This window comes from Staphylococcus sp. 191, from assembly GCF_011174885.1.
GTDB lineage: Bacteria > Bacillota > Bacilli > Staphylococcales > Staphylococcaceae > Staphylococcus > Staphylococcus coagulans.
Genome location: NZ_PNRJ01000006.1, coordinates 42,882 through 69,397, shown reverse-complemented (window position 1 = coordinate 69,397; position 26,516 = coordinate 42,882). Strand labels below are relative to the sequence as shown.

At 35.7% G+C, this 26,516-nt stretch carries 28 protein-coding genes; 21 read left to right on the top strand and 7 right to left on the bottom strand.

From position 1 onward, the window contains the following. Positions 1-12 precede the first annotated feature (12 nt). The 3 genes from C1H58_RS06280 to C1H58_RS06270 all read left to right on the top strand — a co-directional run bounded on the left by C1H58_RS06280 (position 13) and on the right by C1H58_RS06270 (position 3,375). A complete protein-coding gene (locus C1H58_RS06280; RefSeq protein WP_060830098.1) occupies positions 13-1,359 on the top strand; it encodes a cytochrome ubiquinol oxidase subunit I in 1,347 nt (448 codons plus the stop codon). Beyond that, a complete protein-coding gene (locus C1H58_RS06275; RefSeq protein WP_165545675.1) occupies positions 1,359-2,387 on the top strand; it encodes a cytochrome d ubiquinol oxidase subunit II in 1,029 nt (342 codons plus the stop codon). Before C1H58_RS06280 ends, C1H58_RS06275 begins: the two co-directional genes overlap by 1 nt. Before the next feature lie 328 nt (positions 2,388-2,715). Next, complete coding sequence (locus tag C1H58_RS06270; protein ID WP_165545674.1) at positions 2,716-3,375, top strand: potassium channel family protein; 660 nt, start codon at positions 2,716-2,718, stop codon at positions 3,373-3,375. Between the two features lie 160 nt (positions 3,376-3,535). On the opposite strand, the gene rnjA is transcribed toward C1H58_RS06270, so the two are convergent. Continuing rightward, complete coding sequence (rnjA, locus tag C1H58_RS06265) at positions 3,536-5,221, bottom strand: ribonuclease J1 (RefSeq protein WP_050331360.1); 1,686 nt, start codon at positions 5,219-5,221, stop codon at positions 3,536-3,538. Then, positions 5,221-5,436 carry a DNA-dependent RNA polymerase subunit epsilon gene (locus C1H58_RS06260; RefSeq protein WP_016424756.1) on the bottom strand — a complete coding sequence of 72 codons (216 nt, stop codon included), beginning with the start codon at positions 5,434-5,436 and terminating at the stop codon, positions 5,221-5,223. The genes rnjA and C1H58_RS06260 overlap by 1 nt, the downstream gene beginning before the upstream one ends. Positions 5,437-5,778: 342 nt before the next feature. On the opposite strand from C1H58_RS06260, the gene C1H58_RS06255 reads away from it, so the two are divergent. Continuing rightward, positions 5,779-6,048 carry a hypothetical protein gene (locus C1H58_RS06255; protein WP_050331359.1) on the top strand — a complete coding sequence of 90 codons (270 nt, stop codon included), beginning with the start codon at positions 5,779-5,781 and terminating at the stop codon, positions 6,046-6,048. A 186-nt stretch (positions 6,049-6,234) separates the two neighbouring features. On the opposite strand, the gene def is transcribed toward C1H58_RS06255, so the two are convergent. Beyond that, complete coding sequence (gene def / locus C1H58_RS06250; protein ID WP_050345814.1) at positions 6,235-6,786, bottom strand: peptide deformylase; 552 nt, start codon at positions 6,784-6,786, stop codon at positions 6,235-6,237. Between the two features lie 451 nt (positions 6,787-7,237). On the opposite strand from def, the gene C1H58_RS06245 reads away from it, so the two are divergent. From C1H58_RS06245 to C1H58_RS06185, 13 genes are all read left to right on the top strand, one after another. Beyond that, positions 7,238-7,870, top strand: a complete 633-nt coding sequence (locus tag C1H58_RS06245) for a YkyA family protein (RefSeq protein WP_165545673.1) — start codon at positions 7,238-7,240, stop codon at positions 7,868-7,870. Between the two features lie 159 nt (positions 7,871-8,029). Beyond that, a complete protein-coding gene (gene pdhA, locus C1H58_RS06240) occupies positions 8,030-9,142 on the top strand; it encodes a pyruvate dehydrogenase (acetyl-transferring) E1 component subunit alpha (RefSeq protein WP_050331357.1) in 1,113 nt (370 codons plus the stop codon). Positions 9,143-9,145: 3 nt separating this feature from the next. After that, a complete protein-coding gene (locus C1H58_RS06235) occupies positions 9,146-10,123 on the top strand; it encodes an alpha-ketoacid dehydrogenase subunit beta (protein WP_165545672.1) in 978 nt (325 codons plus the stop codon). Positions 10,124-10,257: 134 nt separating this feature from the next. Continuing rightward, entirely contained in the window at positions 10,258-11,559 is a 1,302-nt protein-coding gene (locus C1H58_RS06230) for a dihydrolipoamide acetyltransferase family protein (RefSeq protein ID WP_016424762.1), read from the top strand. 3 nt (positions 11,560-11,562) lie between these two features. Beyond that, on the top strand, positions 11,563-12,969 hold the full coding sequence (gene lpdA / locus C1H58_RS06225; protein ID WP_050331355.1) for a dihydrolipoyl dehydrogenase: 1,407 nt from the start codon (positions 11,563-11,565) through the stop codon (positions 12,967-12,969). Positions 12,970-13,092: 123 nt separating this feature from the next. Further along, positions 13,093-13,365 (top strand): UPF0223 family protein, encoded by a 273-nt coding sequence (locus C1H58_RS06220; RefSeq protein ID WP_050345812.1) that lies wholly within the window; start codon positions 13,093-13,095, stop codon positions 13,363-13,365. A gap of 101 nt (positions 13,366-13,466) precedes the next feature. Then, positions 13,467-14,006, top strand: a complete 540-nt coding sequence (locus C1H58_RS06215) for a helix-turn-helix domain-containing protein (RefSeq protein ID WP_165545671.1) — start codon at positions 13,467-13,469, stop codon at positions 14,004-14,006. A 13-nt stretch (positions 14,007-14,019) separates the two neighbouring features. Further along, positions 14,020-15,120, top strand: coding sequence for an ABC transporter ATP-binding protein (locus C1H58_RS06210; protein WP_103356423.1), 1,101 nt, complete (start codon positions 14,020-14,022; stop codon positions 15,118-15,120). Then, a complete protein-coding gene (locus tag C1H58_RS06205; protein ID WP_165545670.1) occupies positions 15,107-15,913 on the top strand; it encodes an ABC transporter permease in 807 nt (268 codons plus the stop codon). The genes C1H58_RS06210 and C1H58_RS06205 overlap by 14 nt, the downstream gene beginning before the upstream one ends. Beyond that, a complete protein-coding gene (locus C1H58_RS06200) occupies positions 15,910-16,722 on the top strand; it encodes an ABC transporter permease (protein ID WP_050345810.1) in 813 nt (270 codons plus the stop codon). The genes C1H58_RS06205 and C1H58_RS06200 overlap by 4 nt, the downstream gene beginning before the upstream one ends. Further along, complete coding sequence (locus tag C1H58_RS06195) at positions 16,719-17,792, top strand: ABC transporter substrate-binding protein (RefSeq protein WP_165545669.1); 1,074 nt, start codon at positions 16,719-16,721, stop codon at positions 17,790-17,792. Before C1H58_RS06200 ends, C1H58_RS06195 begins: the two co-directional genes overlap by 4 nt. Before the next feature lie 65 nt (positions 17,793-17,857). Then, positions 17,858-18,895: a lipoteichoic acid stability factor AuxB gene (gene auxB, locus C1H58_RS06190; RefSeq protein ID WP_165545668.1), complete on the top strand. Its 1,038-nt coding sequence runs from the start codon at positions 17,858-17,860 to the stop codon at positions 18,893-18,895. A 479-nt stretch (positions 18,896-19,374) separates the two neighbouring features. Continuing rightward, on the top strand, positions 19,375-20,037 hold the full coding sequence (locus C1H58_RS06185; protein WP_165545667.1) for a DUF4064 domain-containing protein: 663 nt from the start codon (positions 19,375-19,377) through the stop codon (positions 20,035-20,037). 56 nt (positions 20,038-20,093) lie between these two features. On the opposite strand, the gene C1H58_RS06180 is transcribed toward C1H58_RS06185, so the two are convergent. Then, positions 20,094-20,705, bottom strand: a complete 612-nt coding sequence (locus C1H58_RS06180; protein ID WP_050331346.1) for a YktB family protein — start codon at positions 20,703-20,705, stop codon at positions 20,094-20,096. Between the two features lie 115 nt (positions 20,706-20,820). On the opposite strand from C1H58_RS06180, the gene C1H58_RS06175 reads away from it, so the two are divergent. Further along, positions 20,821-21,639, top strand: coding sequence for an inositol monophosphatase family protein (locus C1H58_RS06175; RefSeq protein ID WP_165545666.1), 819 nt, complete (start codon positions 20,821-20,823; stop codon positions 21,637-21,639). A gap of 79 nt (positions 21,640-21,718) precedes the next feature. Here C1H58_RS06175 and C1H58_RS06170 read toward each other — a convergent pair whose 3' ends face one another. After that, positions 21,719-21,910, bottom strand: a complete 192-nt coding sequence (locus C1H58_RS06170; RefSeq protein WP_228480309.1) for a DUF5325 family protein — start codon at positions 21,908-21,910, stop codon at positions 21,719-21,721. Positions 21,911-22,002: 92 nt separating this feature from the next. On the opposite strand from C1H58_RS06170, the gene typA reads away from it, so the two are divergent. Next, on the top strand, positions 22,003-23,853 hold the full coding sequence (gene typA, locus C1H58_RS06165; RefSeq protein ID WP_165545665.1) for a translational GTPase TypA: 1,851 nt from the start codon (positions 22,003-22,005) through the stop codon (positions 23,851-23,853). A 363-nt stretch (positions 23,854-24,216) separates the two neighbouring features. Next, positions 24,217-25,344, top strand: a complete 1,128-nt coding sequence (locus C1H58_RS06160; protein ID WP_165545664.1) for an NADH-dependent flavin oxidoreductase — start codon at positions 24,217-24,219, stop codon at positions 25,342-25,344. 51 nt (positions 25,345-25,395) lie between these two features. Here the strand turns inward: C1H58_RS06160 and C1H58_RS06155 are convergent, their stop codons facing one another. Then, positions 25,396-25,581, bottom strand: a complete 186-nt coding sequence (locus C1H58_RS06155; protein ID WP_050332208.1) for a DUF2197 domain-containing protein — start codon at positions 25,579-25,581, stop codon at positions 25,396-25,398. A gap of 1 nt (position 25,582) precedes the next feature. Further along, the gene (locus tag C1H58_RS06150) at positions 25,583-26,065 is read right to left on the bottom strand and encodes a hypothetical protein (protein WP_165545663.1); all 483 of its coding nucleotides are present in this window, start codon (positions 26,063-26,065) and stop codon (positions 25,583-25,585) included. Between the two features lie 135 nt (positions 26,066-26,200). On the opposite strand from C1H58_RS06150, the gene C1H58_RS06145 reads away from it, so the two are divergent. Further along, on the top strand, positions 26,201-26,476 hold the full coding sequence (locus tag C1H58_RS06145) for an Fpa/YlaN family protein (protein ID WP_050345802.1): 276 nt from the start codon (positions 26,201-26,203) through the stop codon (positions 26,474-26,476). Positions 26,477-26,516 lie beyond the last annotated feature (40 nt).

The window sequence follows — 26,516 nt, the reverse complement described above, 5'->3', positions numbered from 1 at the left end:
GAGGGACTCAAAATGGATGCAGTGGATATTAGCCGGTTTTTGACAGGAATGACACTTGCAGTCCACATTATTTTTGCAACAATAGGCGTCGGTATGCCACTTTTCTTTGCAATTGCTGAATTTATCGGTATTAAAAAGAAAAGTGATCAACATATAGCATTAGCCCAACGGTGGTCGAAAGGTTACACAATTACTGTGGCCGTTGGTGTAGTAACAGGTACAATTATTGGTTTACAGTTATCATTACTATGGCCTACATTTATGCGAATTGGTGGGCATGTCATCGCATTACCTTTATTTATGGAAACTTTTGCCTTTTTCTTTGAAGCCATTTTTCTAAGTATTTATTTATATACTTGGAATCGTTTTAAAAATCAATGGATACATTTTTTAATTAGTATCCCGGTTATTATTGGTGGTATGTTTTCAGCTTTATTTATTACGTCAGTGAACTCTTTTATGAATACACCAGCAGGAATGGTATTTAAAGATGGAAGAATGGTCAATGTTGATCCAATAGAAGCAATGTTTAATGCTTCTTTCTTTGTTCGTTCATTCCATGTTGTTACAACTGCGGTAATGACAATGGCCTTTATTTTAGCAAGTATTGCAGCATTTAAATTACTTAAAAATAAAGTAGAAAAAGATCGCCAATATCATCAAGCAGCACTCAAAATGACGATGATCGCAGGTTTGCTTTTTACGATGCTATCCATGTTAGCAGGCGATTTATCAGCTAAGTTTTTACACCATGAACAACCAGAAAAACTTGCTGCATATGAATGGCACTTTGATACCGAATCCAATGCGGATTTAGTTTTATTTGGTGTGTTAGATGAGTCTACTCAGGAAGTAAAAGGTGCAATCCATATTCCTGGCGCCTTAAGTTTTCTATCCGATAGTCACTTTGATACGAAAGTGAAAGGATTAAACGATTTTCCAAAAGATGAGTTACCACCTTTGATTGTGCATTACTTCTTTGATCTTATGGTGACGTTTGGTATTTTTTGTTTCGTTGTTTCATTCGCATACGTCATTGCGATGTGGGTGAAAAAATTAAATCCACATCATAAGGTGATTCTGTATGCGACTTTATTGACAGGGCCTGCAGCCATGTTAGCGATTGAATTCGGCTGGTTTTTAACAGAACTCGGTCGACAACCTTGGATAGTCAGAGGATTCTTAAAAGTTCAAGATGCTGCAACAGATGCAAATGGTCTTGTTTTTGTGACTATGCTTTTTGCAATACTCTATTTCGTGCTCTTGTTCTCTGCAACATACGTATTAGTAAGAATGTTTAAAAATAAAGCGGCATACGAAGATGTTGAACGTATCGCAAGAAGTAGAGGTGATTTTTGATGAGTTATGAAATCATTGGTATCACTGTTTTGTGGTTGTTTTTATTCGGCTATATCATTGTGGCATCTATCGATTTCGGTGCTGGTTTCTTTTCACTTCATGCGAAACTTTTTGGACAATCTCATTATATTAATCGTCTGATACAACGCTATCTTAACCCAGTATGGGAAGTTACTAATGTATTCTTTGTCTTTTTCTTTGTCGGCATTGTTGGTTTCTTTCCAGATACAGCTTACTATTATGGCACGGTTTTACTTATACCGGGTTCCATTGCATTGATTCTACTAGCTGCAAGAGGCGCGTTTTATGCATTTGAAAACTACGGTCAAGATAGTAAGTTGTCTTGGTTAATGATATATGGTGTTTCAGGATTATTAATCCCTGCAGCACTATCGACAGCATTAACAATTTCAGAAGGTGGATTCCTTAAGAAGACAGCTTCAGGAAGTATCGATCTCAACTGGACAGAGTTGTTGTTAAGTCCATACGGTTGGGCGGTTGTTTTATTAGCTATCGTTTCAGTGCTATATATATCATCAGGATTTTTAACATTCTATGCGCGTCGTGCTCAAGATTGGAAAGCCTATGCACTGTTACGTAAGTGGTTTCTCATGTGGGGGGCTCCTATGATTTTGATGTCGTTATTTGTATTTTTATCGTTAAGAATGCAAAATAAAGCACACTTTAATGCAGCGGTTTTTGATTACGGCTGGTTATTCATAATCAGTTTCGTATCATTTTTAATTGCTGGGGTGCTCACATACTTCAAAAAGGCGCACGGTATTGCATTCTTATTTGTAATGCTACAAATGGGAACAGCATTTTTCGGTTACGGTCTCAGCAAATTGCCGTATATTCTTTACCCTTATATTCATATAGATGATGCGGTAACGAATGATAGTATGGCACTTGTATTGACTATCGCTTTTATATGCGGTCTGTTGCTTTTAATTCCTTCACTTTACTTTATTTTGAAGTTATTTGTTTTTGATAAAGACTATGTGAGAGGTAATAAAAAAGGCTATTAAGGCATTCAAAATAAAAACATGTGATTGTTGATTTTAATCAGTTCATTCATGCATAACACATGAATTTGTAGTAATATAAGGTTATCATTAATTGATGTGCGTATACTATGAGACAATAAAGTATGATTGATGCATGTAAGTCATTAAAGTGGCTCTTTGAAGAAAATGTTGTTTTGGGCATTGTCGCGAGTACCAAAGGGCTATTGAAAATATTTTTAATAGGAGTGAAATGAAAGTCTAAAAGATGTTTTAGATTTTGTTTCACTCCTTTTCCCACGTATGCATTCCGCACATATTTTAGCGTAAAATCAACTTCAGGAGGCCTGTAATGGATAAAGAATATGTAGTCATTGGACTAGGGCGTTTTGGTGGCAGTATTGTTAGAGAATTAAATGCGTTAGACATGGATGTTATGGCGATAGATAAAGACGAAAACCGTGTAGATGAATATAGTGATATTGCAACACATGCTGTCGTGGCAGATACGACGGATGAGGCGGTAATGAAAAGTTTAGGGATTCGTAATTTTGACCATGTCATTGTCGCAATCGGTGAAAACATTCAAGCAAGTACACTGACAACACTTATATTAAAAGAGTTAGGTGTCAAAAAAGTAACAGCAAAGGCACAAAATGATTATCATGCTAAAATTTTGAATAAAATAGGTGCCGATACAGTCGTACACCCTGAAAGAGATATGGGGCGTCGTATTGCACACAATGTTGCAAGTGCGACAGTGTTAGACTACTTAGAACTGTCAGATGAGCACTCTATTGTTGAAATTAAGGTAAGTGAAACAATGGTGGGCCAAACATTAATTGAGCTCGACGTGCGTGCTAAATTTGGTATCAATATTATAGCGATAAAGCGTGGAAAAGAGATTATTGTAGCACCAGATCCAGACATTGCATTAGAATTTGATGATATTTTAATCATTATTGGCCATGATAATGACTTAACGCGATTTGAGAAAAAAATGGCACATTAGTCTTAAAATAAAAGGACGAAGTTGGAACATGAATGTCAACTTCGTCCTTTTTGAGTTTAAACGCGCATTAAAATTGTTGTAGCATTAAATAACAGAGGAGCTTACGAATTTGATTTTTCGCATGCCCCTCTGTTTTATCATATTTATATTATGACTTTAATTATTTTGTTTTATCATTTACTTTCATGATGACTGGTAAAATCATTGGTTTTCTTGCTGTTTTTTCATATAAATAAGGTTGCAATGTTTCAATAATAGAAGATTTAACTTGGTGCCATTGAATATTTTCATTGTTATTCAATTTATTAATCACATCTTGTTTGATTTTTTTCTGTGCATCATAGATTAATTGGCCTGACTCACGCATATATACGAAACCGCGTGAAATAATATCAGGGCCTGATAAAAGTTTGTTCGTATTAAAATCAATACTCACAACGACAATAACTAGTCCTTCTTCAGACAAGAGTTTACGGTCTCTAATAACAACATTGCCGATGTCACCAATACCGCTACCATCGACAAGGACTGTGCCTGATGGGATACGACCTGCTTTACGTGCACTATCACGTGTAAGCGCAAGCACATCACCTATATCATGAATAAAAACATTTTCTTCTTTGACACCACAATCAATACCTGTTTGACCATGTGCCATTAGCATACGATATTCACCATGAATAGGTAAGAAGAACTTAGGTCGAATAAGGCGTAACATTAATTGTTGATCACCTTGAGACCCGTGTCCAGAAGTGTGAATATTTGATATTTTACTATGAATCACTTCTGCGCCCGCTTGATAAAGTGCATTGATCGTGCGATTAATACTTTTTGTATTACCTGGAATTGGTGAAGAACTGAAAACAACTGTATCTTCAGGAATAATTTTAATTTGTTTATGCGTACCATTAGCGATTCGAGATAAAGCGGCCATAGGCTCACCTTGAGAACCCGTACACAAAATAAGTAATTCGTGTTTTGGAATACTATTAATTTTACTTGGTTCTACAAAAGTTTCAGGTGGTGCTTTAACATAACCGAGTTCGGTACCGATCTTAATATTGTTTTCCATTGATCGACCAAATGTCACGATTTTTCGATTGTACTTTACAGCAGCTTCAACCGCTTGTTGGACACGGTAAATATTAGATGCAAATGTTGCAAAGATGATACGTCCAGTACAATTACGGAAAATTTTATCAACATTTTGACCGACTTCACGTTCACTTAAAGTGAAGTCGGGAACAAGGGAGTTCGTGGAGTCAGAAAGTAAACAAAGGACCCCTTCATCACCCAGTTTTGCCATTCTACCAATATTGGCAGGGGCACCTACAGGCGTAAAATCAAATTTAAAGTCGCCTGTGTGTACAACTTTACCTTCAGGTGTATCAACAACGACACCATAAGTTTCTGGAATACTGTGTGTTGTAAGGTAGAAACTAATTTTGAAATATTTAGATTCAATCACTGTATCTTCTGTGATTTCGTTTAAATTAGCTTGACGTAACAAATGATGTTCTTCTAATTTATTACGAATAAGACCTAATGCAAGCGGTCCGCTATAAATTGGTACGTTAATCTTTTTAAGCAGGTAGGGCACACCACCGATATGGTCTTCGTGACCATGTGTGATTACTAATCCCACGATTTTATCTTGATTCTGCTCAAGATACGTATAATCTGGTATAACATAATCGATACCAAGTAAACTATCGTCAGGGAATTTGATACCTGCATCAATGATTACGATTTCGTCTCTGTATTCAACGGCATAAGTATTTTTACCGACTTCACCTAAGCCGCCTAACGCATAGACGCCCACTTCATTTTTTTGAAGTTGTTTCATTATTGTGCTTTCTCCACGTTAAAATGATCGGATTGTTTTTCATACTCTAAATGTGCGCCCTCTAATTTAGTTATGAATTCAATATTGTAGTTGCGTTCTTTTAAGTAACGACGAACTTGTTCTTCTGTTTGTGCTTCAACATAAATCGTTTGTGTATTTTCACGTACAATCACTTCATCACGATTATGTTGATAAAATACTTTAAAAATTGACATTAATTCGTTCCTCCTAAATTGGATATCTCTTTATAATAAATCGATTTACATGCCACAGGGTTAAAAATTGAATTTTAAAATAAAAAACATGAACCGAATCATGATTAAACAATGTGTTCAATAACATTCAATTCATCATTTCATTCACTTTAATCTCGCATGTACATCGCTAATTTTGATTTCCGTTCTTGATGAGGTGTATTGTATTTCAAATACAGCCCAGTTGCTTTTATTTTACATGAAGTCATCGAATAAATAAAGCGGAATGTGATAAACTAAAATAGTACCTAAATGAGATAAATAGTATATCTCTTTAAAATGTCCCGAAAAAAGGTGATGAAGATGAAAAGTGTAGCGCAGTTATTAACAGAAGTTAAAGAGGAACGTAATCGAGAGGACAAAAAATTAATTGAGATTCAGTTCGAAGTCAGAAATGAACAAGTCACAATGTTTTTTGAATATGAAGAAGAGCAAGCAACACAAGATAACCACTACTTTATTAGACATCATCATGATCCAGAGTTTTTAGACATGGAAACTTTTGAATTACTTAAAGAGGCGTTGGATGATGAAGGAATTAGACATAAGCAAAGAAGAGATGTGTTTTTATAGTCTCAATGTAGGAAGGGTTAACAAACAGTCTAAATAAGGCAATGATGTATATCACTACATATTTAACCTATCTACGTCTCAGGCGATAGCTCATTTAACGAAACCCCAAATCTCACTTAAATTCATCAGAGGTTTGGGGCTTTGCTATTTATAATTAAAATTTACTGAATATCAATTTGACAATATTTAAACTTCGACTGCACCATCTTTTGGCTTAAGTGGATTATCGTGATCAATGCGATCATAAAATAAAACGCCATCTAAATGATCAAGCTCATGCTGCACGACAATGGCGGGATAACCTTTAAGTCTCAAACTGATTTCATTACCATCGATATCATAACCTTTTAATTTGATTCGATAATGACGGTGAACTAAACCGGGCACGTCTTCGTCAACGCTTAGACATCCTTCACCTGTAGGTAAATAACCATCTTGTACGCTATGGCTTACGATTTTAGGATTGACGATACCCATATCATATGAATTGCCATTTCCATCATCTGGTAAATAAATGGCAAACATACGTTTAGGTACATTGATTTGAGGTGCAGCGAGACCTACACCACTACGTAATTGATATTTTTCAGCAATTTCTGGATCTTGACTATTTCTTAAAAAAGTTTGCATATCTAATAAAGTTTGACGTTCTTCGTCAGTTAATGGGAACTCCACTTCCTTTGATCTTTGGCGAAGTGTTGGATGTCCATCTCTAATAATATCTTTCATTGTTAACATATTTGACACCTTCCTTACTTATTAATATATCAAAAAATGACTTAAAAGTGATAGTCGTTTACTCTTAATTACTCAATAATTATTTGACAAAATTAAAAAGGAAGTTGTGATTTTATTCTATACCATGCTAACATCTCTAAAAATGAAAAAGTGCCACTTTTAAGTATGGTTTAAGACGTATTTTACGGGTACCATATTATTTTAATTTAAATAGACATCCTTTAAAAGTTTACGCCAAGTTTAACATATTAATGCATAACATTGAGTTGTATGCGATGTGTTTTGGTATAATGACAAATGAGTGAGATATGAATCAGCAATTCAAAATTGTTACAATGATAAGCTTTAGTAAAGTAAAGTTATGAATTGACGCAGAAAACAAAGCATCATTTGAATTATGAAGGAAATTTCATTAATATAGCCATTGACAATATAAGGAGGACCATAAATTATGAAATTCAAAAAAACAATGGGTGTAGCAATGGCTGCAACGATATTGCTAGCAGGTTGTAACAACGACAAAGAGTATTTTGAGAATTACAATAATGGACTTGAAAAAATGCAAAAAGCAGAAGCGCCAATTCAAAACATTAATAAAGAAATGAATAAACTCGAAAAAGAGAAAGAAAAAATTTCTAAAGAAGTAAGTGGAAAAGATATTAGCAAAGTCCAAGATAAGGTTAAAGCTTTCTTAGATAATGCAGCACAAAGAGAAAAACAACTTGATAAAGAGTCTAAAGCAATGGCGCAATCAGAGAAAGATTTTCAAAATATCAAAAAAGAATCTAACAAAATTGAAGATAAAGATGACAAAAAAGAATACGACCAGTTAAACCAAGCATTAGAAGAAAAATATAAAAAGCATAAAGATTTTGTGAAAGGCTATCAAAATATTATTAATAAAGAGAAAGACTTATTTGGTTATTTCAAAAATTCTTCTGGCACACAACAAGAAGTGGATAAACGTTCCGAAGCTTTAAATAAAGCACAAAAAGAAATGAAGAAAAAGGTTGATAACTATACAAAAGCAATTCGAAAAGTTCAAACAGAGAAGCAAGATGTCGATGAAATCGCTAACAATTAGAATATAACAGTTCGAGTTCAATAGTATAACAGTTGGCTATACTGTTGTTATATCAGGTGTTACAGAAGTTGCATAAAACTATTTAACAGTTTTTATGTTTTGTGTTACACTAAAGTAAGTTGAATTATATTTATAAACGGGAAAGGTATGGTGAATTGCATGGCTGCTAAGTTAAAAGCCCAATTCGATGCAGAACAAGTATTGAAAGATACTGAGTCGAAATTTGAGATGGTTCAAATCTTAGATGCAGATGGAAATGTAACGAACGAAGATTTACTTCCGGATTTATCGGATGAACAGTTAGTTGAATTAATGAGAAGAATGGTATGGACACGTATTTTAGACCAACGTTCAATTTCATTGAACAGACAAGGTCGCCTTGGTTTCTACGCGCCGACTGCTGGTCAAGAAGCTTCACAATTAGCTTCACAATACGCTTTAGAACAAGAAGACTTTATTCTTCCTGGTTACCGTGATGTACCACAATTAATTTGGCACGGCTTACCATTGACTAAAGCATTTTTATTCTCACGTGGACACTTTGTAGGTAACCAAATGCCTGAAGGAGTGAATGCGTTAAGCCCACAAATCATTATTGGTGCACAATACATCCAAACTGCAGGTGTGGCACTAGGTCTTAAAAAACGAGGTAAAAAAGCCGTAGCTATCACTTATACTGGTGACGGTGGTTCTTCACAAGGTGACTTCTATGAAGGTATTAACTTTGCTTCAGCATACAAAGTACCTGCGATTTTTGTTATTCAAAATAACAACTACGCGATTTCAACACCACGTGATAAACAAACTGCAGCTAAATCATTAGCTCAAAAAGCAATTGCAGTAGGTATCCCTGGTATTCAAGTTGATGGTATGGATGCTTTGGCAGTATACCAAGCAACTAAAGAAGCACGTGAACGCGCAATTAATGGTGAAGGTCCAACATTAATTGAAACAATGACTTACCGTTATGGCCCACATACAATGGCTGGGGATGACCCAACGAAATATAGAACTTCTGATGAAGATTCAGAGTGGGAGAAAAAAGATCCGCTTGTTCGCTTCAGAAAATTCTTAGAAAATAAAGGCTTATGGTCAGAAGACAAAGAAAATGAAGTCATCGAACAAGCTAAAAATGAAATTAAAGCTGCTATTAAAGAAGCAGATAAAACAGAAAAACAAACTGTAACTTCATTAATGGAAATCATGTATGAAGATATGCCTTACAACCTTAAAGAACAATACGAAATCTACAAAGAGAAGGAGTCGAAGTAAGCCATGGCACAAATGACAATGGTTCAAGCGATTAATAATGCGCTAGCAACTGAACTTAAAAATGACGAAAACACTTTGTTATTTGGTGAAGACGTTGGTGTAAACGGCGGTGTATTCCGTGTAACAGAGGGTTTACAAAAAGAATTCGGTGAAGACCGTGTATTCGATACACCTTTAGCTGAATCAGGAATCGGTGGTTTAGCTTTAGGTCTTACAACACAAGGATACCGTCCTATTATGGAAATCCAATTCTTAGGTTTCGTATTTGAAGTATTCGACTCTGTTGCAGGACAAATTGCACGTCATCGTTTCCGTACAGGTAACTCTAAAGCTGCACCAATTACAATTCGTACACCATTTGGTGGGGGCGTACACACACCAGAATTGCATGCTGATAACTTAGAAGGTGTCTTAGCACAATCTCCTGGTTTGAAAGTTGTTATCCCATCAGGCCCATACGATGCAAAAGGATTATTAATCGAAAGTATCCGCAGCAATGATCCAGTTGTTTACCTTGAACATATGAAATTATATCGTTCATTCCGTGAAGAAGTACCAGAAGAAGAATATACTATTGAAATCGGTAAAGCTAACGTTAAACGTGAAGGTACTGATTTAACAATTATCGCTTACGGTGCGATGGTACAAGAATCATTAAAAGCAGCTGAAGAACTTGAAAAAGAAGGTCACTCAGTTGAAGTAATTGACTTACGTACAGTACAACCATTAGATATTGATACTTTAGTTGCATCAACTGAAAAAACAGGTCGTGTGGTTGTTGTTCAAGAAGCTCAAAAACAAGCAGGTGTTGGAGCGAACGTGGTATCAGAATTATCACAACGTGCCATCTTATCATTAGAAGCACCAATTGGTCGCGTAGCTGCACCAGATACGATTTACCCATTCACACAAGCAGAAAATGTTTGGTTACCAAATAAAAACGACATTATTGAGCAAGCAAAAGCAACGCTAGAATTTTAATAGAGAAATTGAGAAGATGTGTTAAACGAGAAAGTCACAGAGGCACAAATGGAGAATGAAACGGTCGACCGTTTCTTCTCCTAAATCTGTGTGGATAACTTATTATTAAAAATTGATTTTTAGGAGGAAACAACGTGGCATTTGAATTTAGATTACCCGATATTGGTGAAGGTATCCACGAAGGTGAAATCGTAAAGTGGTTTGTTAAAGCTGGAGATACTATTGAAGAAGATGACGTATTATGTGAAGTACAAAATGATAAATCAGTTGTTGAAATTCCATCACCTGTAAGCGGTACTGTAGAAAAAGTACTCGTTGAAGAAGGAACAGTTGCAGTAGTCGGCGATACAATTGTAATGATTGACGCACCTGATGCTGAAGAAATGGAATTCAAAGGCGGTCATAGTCACGACGGTGGTTCTGATAAAGCAGAAGAAGCACCTCAAGAAGAAGCAAAAGCTGAACCAGCTGCAGCACCTCAAGAAGCTGGTGAAGTCGATGAAAATAGACACGTTAAAGCAATGCCGTCTGTACGTAAATATGCACGCGATAATAATGTCAACATTAAAGCTGTAAATGGTACAGGTAAAAATGGTAGAATTACTAAAGAAGATGTAAATGCATACATTAATGGTGGTGGCCAAGCAGCACCTGAATCACAAAGTGCATCAGCATCTGAAGCACCTCAAGAATCTGCAGCACCAGCAGCATCAACAGTTTCAACTGAAGGTGAATTCCCTGAAACAACTGAAAAAATCCCTGCAATGCGTAAAGCAATTGCTAAAGCAATGGTTAACTCTAAACATACAGCACCTCACGTAACATTAATGGATGAAATTGATGTTCAAGAATTATGGGATCACCGTAAGAAATTTAAAGAAATTGCTGCTGAGCAAGGTACAAAATTAACATTCTTACCATATGTTGTGAAAGCATTAGTTTCTGCATTGAAAAAATACCCAGCACTTAACACTTCATTTAATGAAGAAGCAGGTGAAGTTGTTCATAAACATTATTGGAACATCGGTATTGCAGCAGATACAGAAAGAGGTTTATTAGTGCCTGTTGTTAAAAATGCAGACCGTAAATCAATGTTCGAAATTTCAGATGAAATTAATGAACTTGCTGTAAAAGCTCGTGATGGTAAATTAACTTCTGACGAAATGAAAGGCGCAACATGTACAATCAGTAACATTGGTTCTGCAGGTGGTCAATGGTTCACACCAGTTATCAACCATCCAGAAGTTGCTATTTTAGGTATTGGCCGTATTGCACAAAAACCTATCGTAAAAGATGGTGAAATTGTAGCAGCGCCTGTATTAGCATTATCACTTAGCTTTGACCATAGACAAATCGATGGTGCAACAGGTCAAAATGCTATGAACCACATCAAACGTTTATTAAACAATCCAGAACTATTATTAATGGAGGGGTAAAATATGGTAGTCGGAGATTTTCCAATTGAAACAGATACTATTGTCATTGGGGCAGGTCCTGGTGGTTATGTTGCAGCAATCCGTGCTGCACAATTAGGTCAAAAAGTAACAATCGTTGAGAAAGGTAACTTAGGTGGTGTGTGTTTAAACGTAGGTTGTATTCCTTCTAAAGCGTTATTAAATGTTTCTCACCGCTTTGAGCAAGCTCAACACGGTTCAGACCTTGGTATTACAGCAGAAAATGTTTCTTTAGACTTCGGTAAAGTTCAAACTTTTAAAGGTTCAGTTGTTAACAAATTAACAAGCGGTGTAGAATCTTTATTAAAAGGTAATAAAGTTGAAATCGTTAAAGGTGAAGCTTATTTCGTTGATGCACACAGCTTACGTGTTATGGATGAAAAAAGTGCACAAACTTACAACTTTAAAAATGCTATCGTTGCAACAGGTTCACGTCCAATTCAAATTCCTAATTTTGAATTTGGTGGTCGTGTTCTTGATTCAACAGGCGCATTAAACTTACAAGAAGTACCAGAAAAATTAGTCGTTGTTGGTGGCGGTTATATCGGTTCAGAATTAGGTACTGCTTATGCGAACTTCGGTACTGAAGTAACAATTCTTGAAGGTGCAAAAGAAATCTTAGGCGGTTTCGAAAAACAAATGGTTGCGCCAGTTAAGAAAGAAATGAAAGCTAAAGGTATGAAGATCGAAACTGAAGCTTTAGCTAAATCTGCTGAAGAAACTGAAAATGGCGTTAAAGTGACTTATGAAGTTAAAGGCGAAGAAAAAACAATCGAAGCTGACTACGTATTAGTAACTGTAGGTCGCCGTCCAAATACAGACGAGCTTGGTTTAGAAGAAGCAGGCGTTAAACTTACAGATCGTGGTTTAATTGAAGTCGATAAACAAAGCCGTACTTCTGTTGATAGTATCTATGCAATTGGTGATATTGTTCCAGGATTACCATTAGCACACAAAGCAAGTTATGAAGCAAAAGTTGCTGCTGAAGCGATTGCTGGACAAAATGCAGAAGTAGATTACATTGGTATGCCAGCGGTATGTTTCACTGAACCTGAATTGGCACAAGTGGGTTATACTGAAGCACAAGCTAAAGAAGAAGGGATCGAATATAAAGCTTCTAAATTCCCTTATCAAGCAAACGGCCGTGCATTATCATTAGATGATACAAACGGATTCGTTAAATTGATTACACTTAAAGAAGATGACACATTAATCGGTGCGCAAGTGGTAGGTACAAGTGCATCAGATGTGATCGCTGAACTAGGTTTAGCAATTGAATCAGGTATGAACGCTGAAGACATCGCTTTAACTGTACATGCCCACCCAACTTTAGGTGAAATGAGCATGGAAGCAGCTGAAAAAGCTTTAGGATTACCAATCCATACAATGTAATAATAGTTATATAGACGAGGGACTGAAACATCACTGTTTCAGTCCCTTTTTTCATTTCTCGAACAATGTTAGAATGAACAACGAGATGTGTGGAATGGATTCCAACTTTAAGGAGGCGCTAGAATGGATTATCATTATCCGATTGATATGGACTGGTCAAAAGATGAAATTATGGATGTCATTACATTTTTTAATGCGATTGAATCCTACTATGAACAACATATTGCAAGAGAAGTTTTAATGGCACGTTATCGTCGTTTTAAAGCAGTTGTTCCTGGTAAAGCTGATGAGAAACGTATTTTTGAGGATTTCAGAAAGCACAGTGGCTATGACAGCTATTTTGTAATGAAACAAGCTAAAGAAAATCCGGATCAAGAAATTTTATCAAACAAGTAAAAAACTATTGTAATTTCGTGAGCGATTTGTTATTTTTATTAAGCATTAAACAAAATGTTTAGTAAAAGTAAACAAGTCGCTTTTTTGAGTGGAGGAACTTTATGGAGATTGGTCAAAAGATTAAAAACTTGAGACGCTTAAAAAATTTAACGCAAGAAGAGCTTGGTGAAAGGACAGATTTATCTAAGGGCTATATTTCTCAAATTGAGAGTAATAAAACTTCTCCAAGCATGGAAACATTCTTAAATATTCTAGAAGTGTTAGGTACTTCTCCAAAAGAATTTTTTGATACGAAATACGTCACAAAAGTACATTATCCAAAAAATGAGCAACTGACTTATGATGAAGATGAAAAAGGGTATTTTTTACAATGGCCAGTAAAACGTTCGAATGAGTTTGATATGGAACCTTTATTACTGACATTGCAACCTTATGCGTCATATAAAGATTTTCAGCCTTCTGTCTCTGACACATTTGTATATTGTTTAGAAGGGAAGGTTACACTAACTTTAGGCGATCATCAATATACTGCTGAACCGGGGGATGCACTTTATTTTAAAGCACATGCCACACACCGTTTATCTAATGCGGGTCATGTTTGTGCAAAGTTGATGATTGTTGCTACATCATCATATTTATAGGAGGGTTTTAGAATTGAGTGAGTTATTATCTTTTAAGAAGATTACTAAAAAGTATGATGAAACGACAATTTTAGATGCAGTCGATTTAGAGATAGAATCTGGTTATTTTTATACTATACTTGGGCCATCAGGATGTGGTAAGACGACGATGCTAAGACTGATTGCCGGGTTTGAATCACCGGACGTGGGAGAAATTGTGTATTTAGGTAAAAATATTAATCAACGGCCTGCAAATCAGCGACAAGTCAATACCGTTTTCCAAGATTATGCTTTATTTCCACATTTAAATGTATATGATAATGTGGCATTTGGTTTGAAATTAAAAAAGCTAAATAAGCAACAAATTGATGAAAAAGTAAAAGAAGCACTTAAATTAGTAAAACTTGAAAGATATATTGAAAGTTCTATACATGCATTAAGTGGTGGACAAAAACAACGTATTGCGATAGCACGTGCAATTGTCAATGAACCAGAGATTTTACTACTCGATGAATCGTTATCCGCATTAGATTTGAAATTGCGTACTGAAATGCAATATGAATTAAGAGCGTTGCAGAAACGACTTGGAATCACTTTCGTATTCGTAACACATGATCAAGAAGAAGCTTTAGCGATGAGCGACTTCATTTTCGTCATGCGTGAAGGAAAAATTGAACAATTTGGAACACCACTTGATATTTATGATGAGCCTGTCAATCGATTTGTGGCAGATTTTATTGGTGAATCGAATATCGTTGAGGGTGTTATGATGGAGGACTATATCGTCAATATCTATGGTCAAAACTTTGATTGTGTAGATAAAGACATCCCATCACAAACGCAAGTCGATGTCGTTATTCGACCAGAAGATATTACAGTTGTTCCTGAAGAAAAAGGGCTTTTTAAAGCGACTGTGACGAGTTCGCTATTTAGAGGTGTACATTACGAAATGATATGTGAAGATCGAAAAGGGTATGAATGGACAATTCAATCGACTAAAAATGCAAATATAGGAGCGCGTGTGGGACTCGACTTTGAGCCAGAAGCGATTCATATCATGGTGCCGGGTGAAACTGAAGAAGAGTTTGATAAACGAATAGAAGGTTATGGAGAATTAAACTATGAAACACATTAATCGTTGGCTCGCTATCCCTTATTTGCTATGGATGGTTTTCTTCATTATCATACCTGTCGTTTTACTCCTTTATTTTTCATTCGTCAATGAAAATGGACACTTTACTTTGATGAATTATCGTCGATTTTTAACAGCACATTATATGATGATGCTCGGTGAATCTATTATTTATGCCTTTATAATTACCTTGATTTGTCTTTTAGTCAGTTATCCGGCTGCGTATTTTATTCAACAATCTAAAAATGCAGCCACTTGGTTGTTAATCATGATTATACCAACATGGATGAATTTACTACTTAAGACATATGCATTTATTGGTATTTTCAGTCATGATGGATTTATCAACAAAATTTTGATGTCCTTTCATCTACCAGCACAGCCTATACTATTCACAGCGCCAGCCTTTATCTTTGTTTCGGCATATATTTATATTCCGTTTATGTTACTTCCAATTTATAACAGTATGAAAGATATCCCTGATCAACTCTTTTTTGCAGCACAAGACTTAGGGGCAAGTCGAGCGACGGTGATTAGAAAAGTTTTATTACCGTTAACGGCTGAAGGTGTAAAAACAGGTATTCAAGTGACTTTTATTCCTGCATTATCTTTATTTATGATTACAAGATTGATTGCCGGTAATAAAGTGATTAATATTGGTACAGCGATTGAAGAACAGTTTTTGGTGATACAAAACTATGGTATGGGCTCAACAATTGCAATATTTTTAGTGCTATTCATGGCATTTGTCATGGTATTAACACGAAGTAAGCAAAAAGGGGGCACATCAAAATGAAATGGTACGGTAAAACTTATTTGTACACTTTATTAGTCGTTTTGTATTTGCCGATATTCTTTTTAATGTTGTATTCATTTAATAGTGCAGGGAATATGACACATTTTGAAGGGTTTACATGGGAACATTATCAAGCTTTATTTCAAAATAAACATCTCTTGCAAGTTGTTTTTAATACGATTGCGGTTGCGTTATTAGCAGCGAGTATTGCAACCATAATTGGTGTTTTTGGAGCATTGTTGTTGTACCAACTTCGGAACCAAACATTAAAAATGTCATTGCTCACTTTAAATAACGTTTTAATGGTTTCTTCTGATGTTGTAATCGGAGCTTCATTTTTAATTATGTTTACAGCGATTGGTCATTTTACTGGATATGGATTAGGTTTTACATCTGTCCTCATTTCACATATTGCCTTTTGTATCCCTATTGTCGTCATTATCGTTTTACCAAAATTATACGAAATGAATGATTCAATCATGAATGCAGCACGTGATTTAGGTGCTACAGAGTTTCAATTATTGAGTAAGGTGCTCATTCCGCATATCATGCCGGGAATTATTGGCGGCTTTTTTATGGCGTTAACTTATTCTCTGGATGATTTTACAGTTAGTTTCTTTGTGACAGGTAACGGCTTTAGTGTTTTATCTGTTGAAATCTATGCGATGGCACGACGTGGTGTGAGTATGGAAATTAATGCAATTTCTACGATTTTATTTGCATTGATTATGGTTGGCTTAATCAGCTATCAGTTGATACAACGCCATAAACAGAAGAAGCAATCCAGTAAAAGAGGTGTGACGATATGAAACAATTGATACAACTCATTGGTGGCGCACTCTTACTGGGTTTAATCAGTTTGGGTGTCGGGTATTGGATTAACCATGATGAAATTGGTGGTAAGCAACAGGAAAAGCTGTACGTCTACAATTGGGGAGAATATATTGATCCTGAAATAATTCAGCAATTTGAACACAAAACAGGGATACAAGTGGTTTATGAAACATTTGATTCTAACGAAGCGATGGAGGCAAAAATTCGCAATGGCGGAACGCATTATGATGTGGCCTTTCCGAGTGATTACACGATAGAAAAAATGAGTAAAGCGCATTTATTGCGTCCACTTGACCATCAAAAAATTCCAAACATGAAGCATCTAGACCCGCATTATATGAATCAGCCTTTTGACCCTAAAAACACTTATTCGATTCCATATTTCTTTGGTACAGTCGGCATCTTATATAATAAAGAAAAATATCCTGATATTGATTTTAATAGTTGGAATGATTTAAAAAATCCACGGTTAAAAAACAATGTATTATTGGTGGATGGCGCCCGAGAAATTATGGGTCTATCCCTCAATAGTTTGGGGTATAGTTTAAATGATACGAATGCGGCACATTTAAAATCGGCAGAACAAAACTTAAAAACGTTTTCTCCTAATATTCGAGGTGTTGTAGGCGATGAAATAAAAATGATGCTTGAGCAACATGAGGCGAATGTTGCCGTCATTTGGAGCGGTTCGGCAGCACCATTGTTTCAAGAAAACGATGACTTTGACTATGTCGTGCCAAAAGAAGGTTCAAATTTATGGTTTGATAATATGGTCATTCCTAAAACTGCACAAAATGTTGAAGGAGCACATCAATTTATTAACTTTTTGTTGGATCCTAAAGTGAGTAAGCAAAATACCGAATGGGTGGGTTATGGTACACCCAATCAAACGGCTAGAAAATTATTGCCAAAAGAAATGAGTCACGATCATCGTGTTTATCCAACACGACAAGAGCAAAAACGTCTTGAAGTATACAAAGATTTAGGGCCAGATGTTTTAAATGAATACAATGAGCGTTTCCTGAATTTCAAAATGGCATTATGATTCTAGTGATTTCAATTGAGTTTAGTTATAATTAAATGAGTAAGATAAATAAGAGGAGTGGAAGCATGACTGGAGAAGCATATACACAAATCAGTCGTCCTGTAAATCGCCTTGCTGAGAAGATTCTTGGCTGGTTGAGTTGGATTTTATTATTAGGTGCTACAGTTGTGGCGATGTTTTTTGGCTTGGTTCTCTTTAGTAACGAGAATTCAATTCAAAGGCTAGAAAATGGGGTTGCCAATAACGCCACTTTGCAAGATTTTTTAGCGAGTAATAATTTAAATGCAACCCAACTTGTGATTATGTTACAGAACGGTGTATGGGCATTTATCGTATATTTAATCGTATGTCTATTGATTTCATTCCTAGCATTGATTTCAATGAATCATCGTATTGTATCAGGACTACTATTTTTGTTAGTAGCGATTATTACATTACCATTATTTTTTATTTTAGTTCCATTATTCTTTTTTATTGTTGCACTAATGATGTTTGGAAGAAAAGAAAAGTATGAACTTGTACCTATGTACCAAGAAATGGGTGGCTATCCATCATATAGAGAGAATACGTATGATGAAGATGAGGGGGATATGCCTCTTACGCAACCGGTACACGTCAATGTGGAGAATGAGGAAACGCATGCTGAAAAAGAGGGTACATCTGATGACGAACCGGTCGTATTATCACGGTCTGCAAAGTATAATCATAAGCCGATTAAGAAAAATGAGAATGAACAATCAGCACATGATATCAATGATGCAGAAGACGACACTCTCATATATGATAGTCGTACAATGTCACACCATACTGAGGCTGAACAAGATGTGGAAAATGATATAACGGCTTCAGAAGAATATGTTGAGGCTGATACGGTTACATCACCTGAAGCGCTTAAAGCACAACGTAAGCAAGAGAAAGCAGAACGCAAAGCACAACGTAAAGAAGAGAAAAAAGCACGTAAGGCGTATGAAAAAGAACAAAGAAAGCATAGAGTGAGTGCATCGACACAACGTCGCCAAAATTACGATAATCGTTTGAAACTGCAACAAGACAGACCGAAACAGTCTGCTGAAGACAGCCAGCAAGAAGACGAAAAGCAATAAGTTATTCGAATCGCAAAATAAAAAAGGCACTTATTTCAGTGCATGCCTTTAATCATTAAAAGTTAGATTTTAGTATCGCTTTGAGATTAGACATGAACATCGGAATAAGTGCCTTTTAATAATGTAGAAAATAGGTCAAGCTTGCCAATATACTTTGCAACGAATATGATAATAAAAGTCTCAATAAATTGTAGGTTTAGTCTATTTATTCAAATTTTAATATAATTATCTTTAAATCTTATCTATTTTAATATATCATTAATTTTAGGTGTCCGTTTGACGTTGGGTACCAACCCGTGTATGACGTCGAAGATATTGATTTTATTTTTATTAATAGAAGATGAAACTTATGGCTTTATTGTAAAATGATGTAAGTTTGTGTTAGACACCCCAAAAAAATTTAGCACTACAGATAATATTAATTATTATGGGTTTACAAGCTTGAAAAAAGGCAATACAGTCAATAAGGAGGTTTTAATATGTCAGATCAATATGTTTATAATCAACATGAAAATCATGAACGCATCGTCAATAAAAATGATGCAAAAGTACCATTTAAGCGTACAGCAGAGAAAATTTTAACGTGGGTAGGTATTGTTCTACACGCGATTTGGGTCATTTTTATTATTGGTGCAATTGCTATTTTTAAGAATCCAGAATTCCAACAACAAATTGAGATGACCGGTCAAGATGCATCTCAATTGAATAGTATTAATCCAACTTCATTGATTACTTTTCTTGTTCCTTTAGTTATTGCGCTTGTGGCTGTATTCTTGTTTAAAAAGCCTATTTTAGCAGGGATATTACTGATCATAGCTGCTGCAACAGGTGTATTTTTAAGCGCAAGTTTGATTTCAGGGATTTTGTGGTTAATCGCAGGTATTATGTTACTTGTCCGCAAGCCAAAAAGTGGAAACTACATTTTTCAAAATCCTAAACACCGTTCACAACAATATCAAGAAAATCCTCAAGATGTTGAAGCACAACGTCACCAGGATAGACAAAATGTTGTACATGAACCACAAGATAGGGAAATTGATCACAACAAAGCACAACATACAGAAAATAACGGAAATCAGTATCAAAATAATAGAGATGAATCACTAAAAAGATTAGATGATTTAGATCGAGATGATAAGTAATAATAAAAAGACTTGGCTGTGACCAAGTCTTTTTATTATGGCGTGTATGCTTTCCACTAACCGTAAAATTTTAAAAGATGCTTAAATGTATCTTCTAAAAAGGCAATAAATGCTTTATCCGTTTTCAAATGCTCAGATTGAGGAGGGATTGCACGTGCTACAAAAAACTCGCCCTTTTTAACATTTTTAGCGCGTGCGATGCCTTTTTGAACTTCTTCTTTTGATAAATCTTGTATACGAGATTTATCAGGCTGTGTATGATCTAAAGATATTTGGAAGTCGCTAGGCAGATCAAGAAGCGTTTCGAATTTGTTTTCAAATACTTCAACATCTTTAGCTTTATTTTTATCTTCATGCATAAGTCCATACATGACAAACAAGTGATCTTCGAATAAGCCAATCTGAAAATGAGGCATCATTTTATAACCTCGTTTATTTGTTGCTAAAGCGACCCAAGTATCTTTGGGCGGGTTGACTGTACGTCTAGCATGTTTAGCTACATGTGCATAAAAAGTATCGCCAGTTAAAGTTTCAAGATAATCCGTAAAATAATCTCCAAGTGCGTGTAATTGAGGTCGAATTTGTTGTTCTAAAGCTTCCATTCTTGCATCTAGACCTTCTACTTCAAAGACTTTAAAATCTTTGGGTTTAAACGTATATTTTGTCATCATACGCCTCCTTATGTATCCGTGTTGAACTGATTTCATTGTAGCATATACCGAACTACGAAACATTCATCTTGCCCCATTTTAGTGTATAATGAAATTAATAGGAGTGAGTCGAATGCATTTATATGATTTTGCGAAAAGTTTAGTTTTAGAAGCAGGAAATAATATTAGAAAAAAGATGGGTGACACACTTGCAATTGAAGCTAAGTCGAACCCCAATGATTTAGTAACGAATGTAGATAAAGAGACAGAGCAGTTTATTGTGAGTCAAATCCAAGAGAGCTATCCAAATCATCGCATTATTGGTGAAGAAGGCCACGGTCATGACATTGAAACGACTGAAGGCATTGTCTGGGTGATTGACCCGATTGATGGTACGTTAAACTTTATTCATCAAAGTGAAAACTTTGCAATATCAATAGGTATCTTTAAAGAAGGGAAACCTTATGCAGGGTTTGTCTATGATGTGATGAGAGATGTACTTTACCATGCCGAATCAGGTAAAGGGGCATTGATGAATGAAGAACCTTTACCTCTTTTAGAGGATACCGTCGTAAGTGAGAGTATTATTGGGATGAATCCGAATTGGCTCACAAAACCTAAATTAAGCACAATGTTAGTACCTATCGTAAGTGACTCAAGAAGTGCACGCGCATATGGCTCAGCAGCACTCGAAATTGTATATGTTGCTACAGGGCAGCTTGCCGCATATATGACACCACGTTTACAACCGTGGGATTACGCTGGGGGCATCATTATATTAGAAGAAGTTGGCGGGATTTCGACAAATTTCTTAGGTGAACCTTTAGCAATGACGTATCCAAATTCTGTTCTCGTAGGAAATAAAAAAGTACACACAGCAATTCGACAGGATTATTTACGTCAGTATGATGAGACACTCATAGCTTTGCATGAAAAGTTGAAAAACAAGTAAAATGGGTATAAACAAAGGGCTGGGACATCAATGTGTCTCAGCCCTTAAATTTATTAAAAGATGCAGTCATTCGTGGTTGTTATAGCCAATCATTTTCACGGTATTTCTTTTTTAAAGAAAAGCCTACACCAAACGTTGCTACCATTAAAATAAATGTGACGATCATCCAAAATACATTGGTTGCAGCGATTGCAAAGCTAAACATCGTTAAAAAGAAAATTGCAAGAATTGATAGCAATAAAAAAATTGATTGAGATTTTTTCATCTTAATCCCACCTAACTCTATTTCTTCATTTCATTTCTATGATATAATAAACGAGTTGTAAAAGAAAGTGGTAATTTACCCGAGAAAGGAATTAAAGTATGACAAAATTTAGAGAAGATGTTCGTAACATTGCGATTATCGCTCACGTAGACCATGGTAAAACGACATTGGTTGATGAACTATTAAAACAATCTGGTATTTTTCGTGAAAATGAGCATGTTGAAGAACGTGCGATGGATTCTAATGACTTAGAAAGAGAACGTGGGATCACAATATTAGCGAAAAATACAGCAGTTAACTATAAAGACACACGTATTAATATTTTAGATACACCTGGGCACGCTGACTTCGGAGGAGAAGTTGAGCGCATTATGAAAATGGTAGACGGTGTTGTTTTAGTTGTAGATGCATATGAGGGGACAATGCCACAAACACGATTTGTTTTGAAAAAGGCATTAGAGCAGAACTTGAAACCTGTTGTTGTTGTGAATAAAATTGATAAACCTTCAGCACGTCCTGAGGGAGTGGTGGATGAAGTTTTAGATTTATTCATTGAACTTGATGCAAATGATGATCAACTTGAGTTTCCTGTTGTCTATGCTTCTGCGATTAATGGTACTGCAAGTCTTGATCCTGAAAAACAAGATGAAAATATGCAAAGCTTATATGAAACGATTTTAGAATACATTCCAGCACCTATAGATAATCGTGACGAGCCTTTACAATTCCAACCTGCATTGCTTGACTATAATGATTATGTAGGTCGTATTGGAATAGGGCGTGTGTTTAGAGGGACTATGCGCGTCGGTGAAAGCGTATCATTATTAAAATTAGATGGTTCAGTTAAAAATTTCCGTGTGACTAAAATATTTGGTTATTTTGGTTTAAAACGAGAAGAAATTCAAGAAGCCTATGCAGGTGATTTGATTGCTGTCTCAGGTATGGAAGACATTAACGTAGGTGAAACAATTACACCACAAGATCATCAAGATGCATTACCTGTATTACGTATTGATGAACCAACACTTGAAATGACTTTTAAAGTGAATAATTCACCATTTGCAGGTAGGGAAGGTCAATTTGTAACGGCACGACAAATTCAAGAACGTTTAGACAACCAACTTGAAACAGACGTATCATTGAAAGTTACCCCAACAGATTCACCAGATGCATGGACAGTTGCAGGACGTGGGGAACTTCACTTATCAATTTTAATCGAAAATATGAGACGTGAAGGTTTTGAATTACAAGTTTCAAAACCACAAGTTATTCTAAAAGATATTGATGGTGTGTTATATGAACCATTTGAACGTGTTCAAGCTGAAGTGCCAGAAGAATATTCAGGTGCAGTGATTGAGTCTTTAGGTCAACGTAAAGGTGAAATGGTGGATATGGTAACGACAGATAATGGATTGACACGTCTAATCTTTAACGTACCTGCGCGTGGATTAATTGGTTATACAACTGAATTCATGTCTATGACACGTGGTTACGGTATCATTAACCATACATTTGATGAATTTAGACCTCGTATTAAAGGTCGTATTGGTGGACGTCGTAACGGTGTGTTAGTTTCTATGGACCAAGGATCTGCAAGTGAATATGCGATTTTAGGTTTAGAAGACCGTGGTATTAACTTTATGGAACCTGGAACAGATGTATACGAAGGGATGATTGTAGGTCAAAACAATAGAGAAAATGATTTGACTGTCAATATTACTAAAGTTAAACATCAAACTAACGTACGTTCTGCGACAAAAGATCAAACAGAAACAATGAAAAAACCTCGTAAGTTATCGTTAGAAGAAGCGTTAGAGTTTATTAACGATGATGAATTGGTAGAGGTAACACCTGAAAACGTTAGATTGAGAAAGAAAATTTTAAATAAAGGCCTACGTGAAAAAGAAGCCAAACGTATTAAACAAATGATGGAATCAGAAGACAATTAATAAAATGCGACAGGTGAAAGTTGCTAATCAGGATGTGTGGATTAGACTGGTTAGATAACATGTAGCATGATACACGAAGCATTTAAGTCAATGTGTATCGTAATGATGTAACTTTCATTTAAAAGAGTGAGACAAAAATCGATTTGATTTTAACGTCTTGCTCTTTTTATTATAGGTGAGAAGTGTCTACAGAAATTCTTTACAATCGTTATTGTGTTTGCATTGTTAACTAAATGTACTTGATTAATTGAAAATAGCGAATTTTTTAAATAAGAGTAAATTTGTTTTAATATAAGCTGTTTATTTTATTTATAATCGGTCTTGTATTAAAATGTGTTCGAACACATTTGAGGAGGAGTTAAAATGGAGCAAAAGTTTGAGCCATTATTCGAGTCACTAAAATTACCTAACGGAAGCACATTAAGAAATCGATTTGTCTTAGCACCGTTAACACATACGTTGTCAAATGATGATGGGAAAACGTCTTCTACAGAGTTGGGTTATATTGAACCTCGAGCAAAAGATGTAGGTTTAGCTATTTCAGCTGCAAGCTATATCAATATTGAAGGTAAAGCATTTCCTGGTGAACCATCAGTATCGAAAAAAGAAGATTTACCTGGATTGAAAGAACTAGCGCGTACAATGAAAAAAGGAGGCGCTAAAGCAGTCATCCAAATTCACCACGGGGGCGCTAAAGCTTTGCCAGAATTGGTTCCTAATGGTGATGTAAAAGCACCTAGCGCACTTTCAACAGGTGGTTTTGGTCACAAAGAACCACACGAAGTGCGTGCGATGACTGTTGAAGAAATTCAACAAGCTATTGTTGATTATGGTAAAGCAGCTTCACTAGCTATTGAAGCTGGATTTGATGGCGTTGAAATTCATGGTGCGAATCACTATCTCATCCATCAGTTTGTATCTCCATTTTATAATCGTCGAGAAGATGAGTGGGGCGAGCCTCTTCGTTTTCCTATGGCTGTTGTTAATGAAGTATTACGTGTCGTTAATGAAGAAGCACCAGATGACTTTATTGTAGGTTATCGTTTTTCACCAGAGGAAGCGGAAGACCCAGGAATTTCAATGGAACTCACACAACGTTTAGTGAGTGAGTTAATTGAAAAACCACTTGATTATCTTCACGTTTCACTGATGGATATTCACTCAGTAACACGCGAGGGTAAATATAAAGGTCAAAAACGTATCGACCTATTGCTTGATTGGATTAACAATCGTATGCCACTAATTGGTGTCGGTGCCATCTTTACTGCTGATGATGCGGTAAGTGCATTGAGTACAGGCGTTCCGTTAGTGTGCCTTGGACGTGAGCTATTATTCGATCCAGCATACATTTCAAAAATTAAATCTGGTCAAACGGATGAAATCATTTCATATTTCGATCCAGAACGTGAAGATAAACACCAATTACCTGAGAGATTATGGGAAGCATTTGCTTCAGGTTTTTACCCATATCCTAAAAAAGAAGAAGCATAAACTATAGAAATAAAGAGCGACATCACTATCTTGTGATTGTCGCTCTTGTTTTTATTTCGAATGATAAGATTGCGTGTGAGGTGATGAAATTGGTCGCTGTTTAGGTGTATCTAAGCGACTTTTACATTCATCGCACATAAATGTTTTAATTGGATTGTTTTTCAATCGTTTTGCTAAACGTGTGTGCTCATCCAATAAAACTTCAGTATCACATATCACACATTTCACTTTCCACAAATTAACGCACCTCGATATGAGTCGCATGCTTGAATTCATATTGATAGCCATCTTCTACTGTGTAAACAAAGCTGTCGATGCCATTATCTTCATATAAACGTTTGCCTTCTTTGGCAAATTGGAAAAAGAGATAAGGTAGAAGTTCAAAAGGGATATCGATATGAGATTCCGCATTAGACAGACGAATAATAGTGGCCTCTTTAAGAGGCTCTGCATTTTTGAAAAAAGGTGTCATATTAATAGCAAATGAACCTTGTAACACAGCGCGCTTTTTATAATCAATCTCAGAGTTTAGTGTAGGTGGATTGGTTTGGCCTTCTAATATAGCTCGATTCCATTCTCTATTATCATCAAATTGAATCGGTTTTTGACCTTCAAAGACGCCTTTTTCTAAATCTTCTAATGTTACTTTTCGATCGTCAAAAATCCAAGTCGTACTATCAAGCGTGATTGGAAATTTAACAGCACCTTTAATCTGAATCATTGTTAAACACTCCCTCAATTTAGCTAATTTCATTTTATCATACTTAGGAATGAGGCATACTAAATTTACTTGCTTTTTAATATCCGATAAGATAAAATTTTTACTATAAAAGAAAATTTATGGGGGGACGCTGTCATGAGTAAGCAACAACATATGAGCAATGTTGCATATGACCAGTTGAATAAAGATGCAGAACGTATTTTGCAACTAATTAAAGTTCAAATAGATAATTTAACATTACCTCAATGTCCTTTATATGAGGAAGTTTTAGATACACAAATGTACGGCTTACAAAAAGAAGTTGATTTTGCAGTCAATCTTGGCCTTGTGAGTGAAGAAGATGGCAAAAAGCTAATGTTACGTTTAGAAAAAGAGTTATCAAAATTACACGAAGCATTTACACGTGTCTAACGTTTGCTATCGGTACAAAGTGTAGCACGTTTTTCGCATC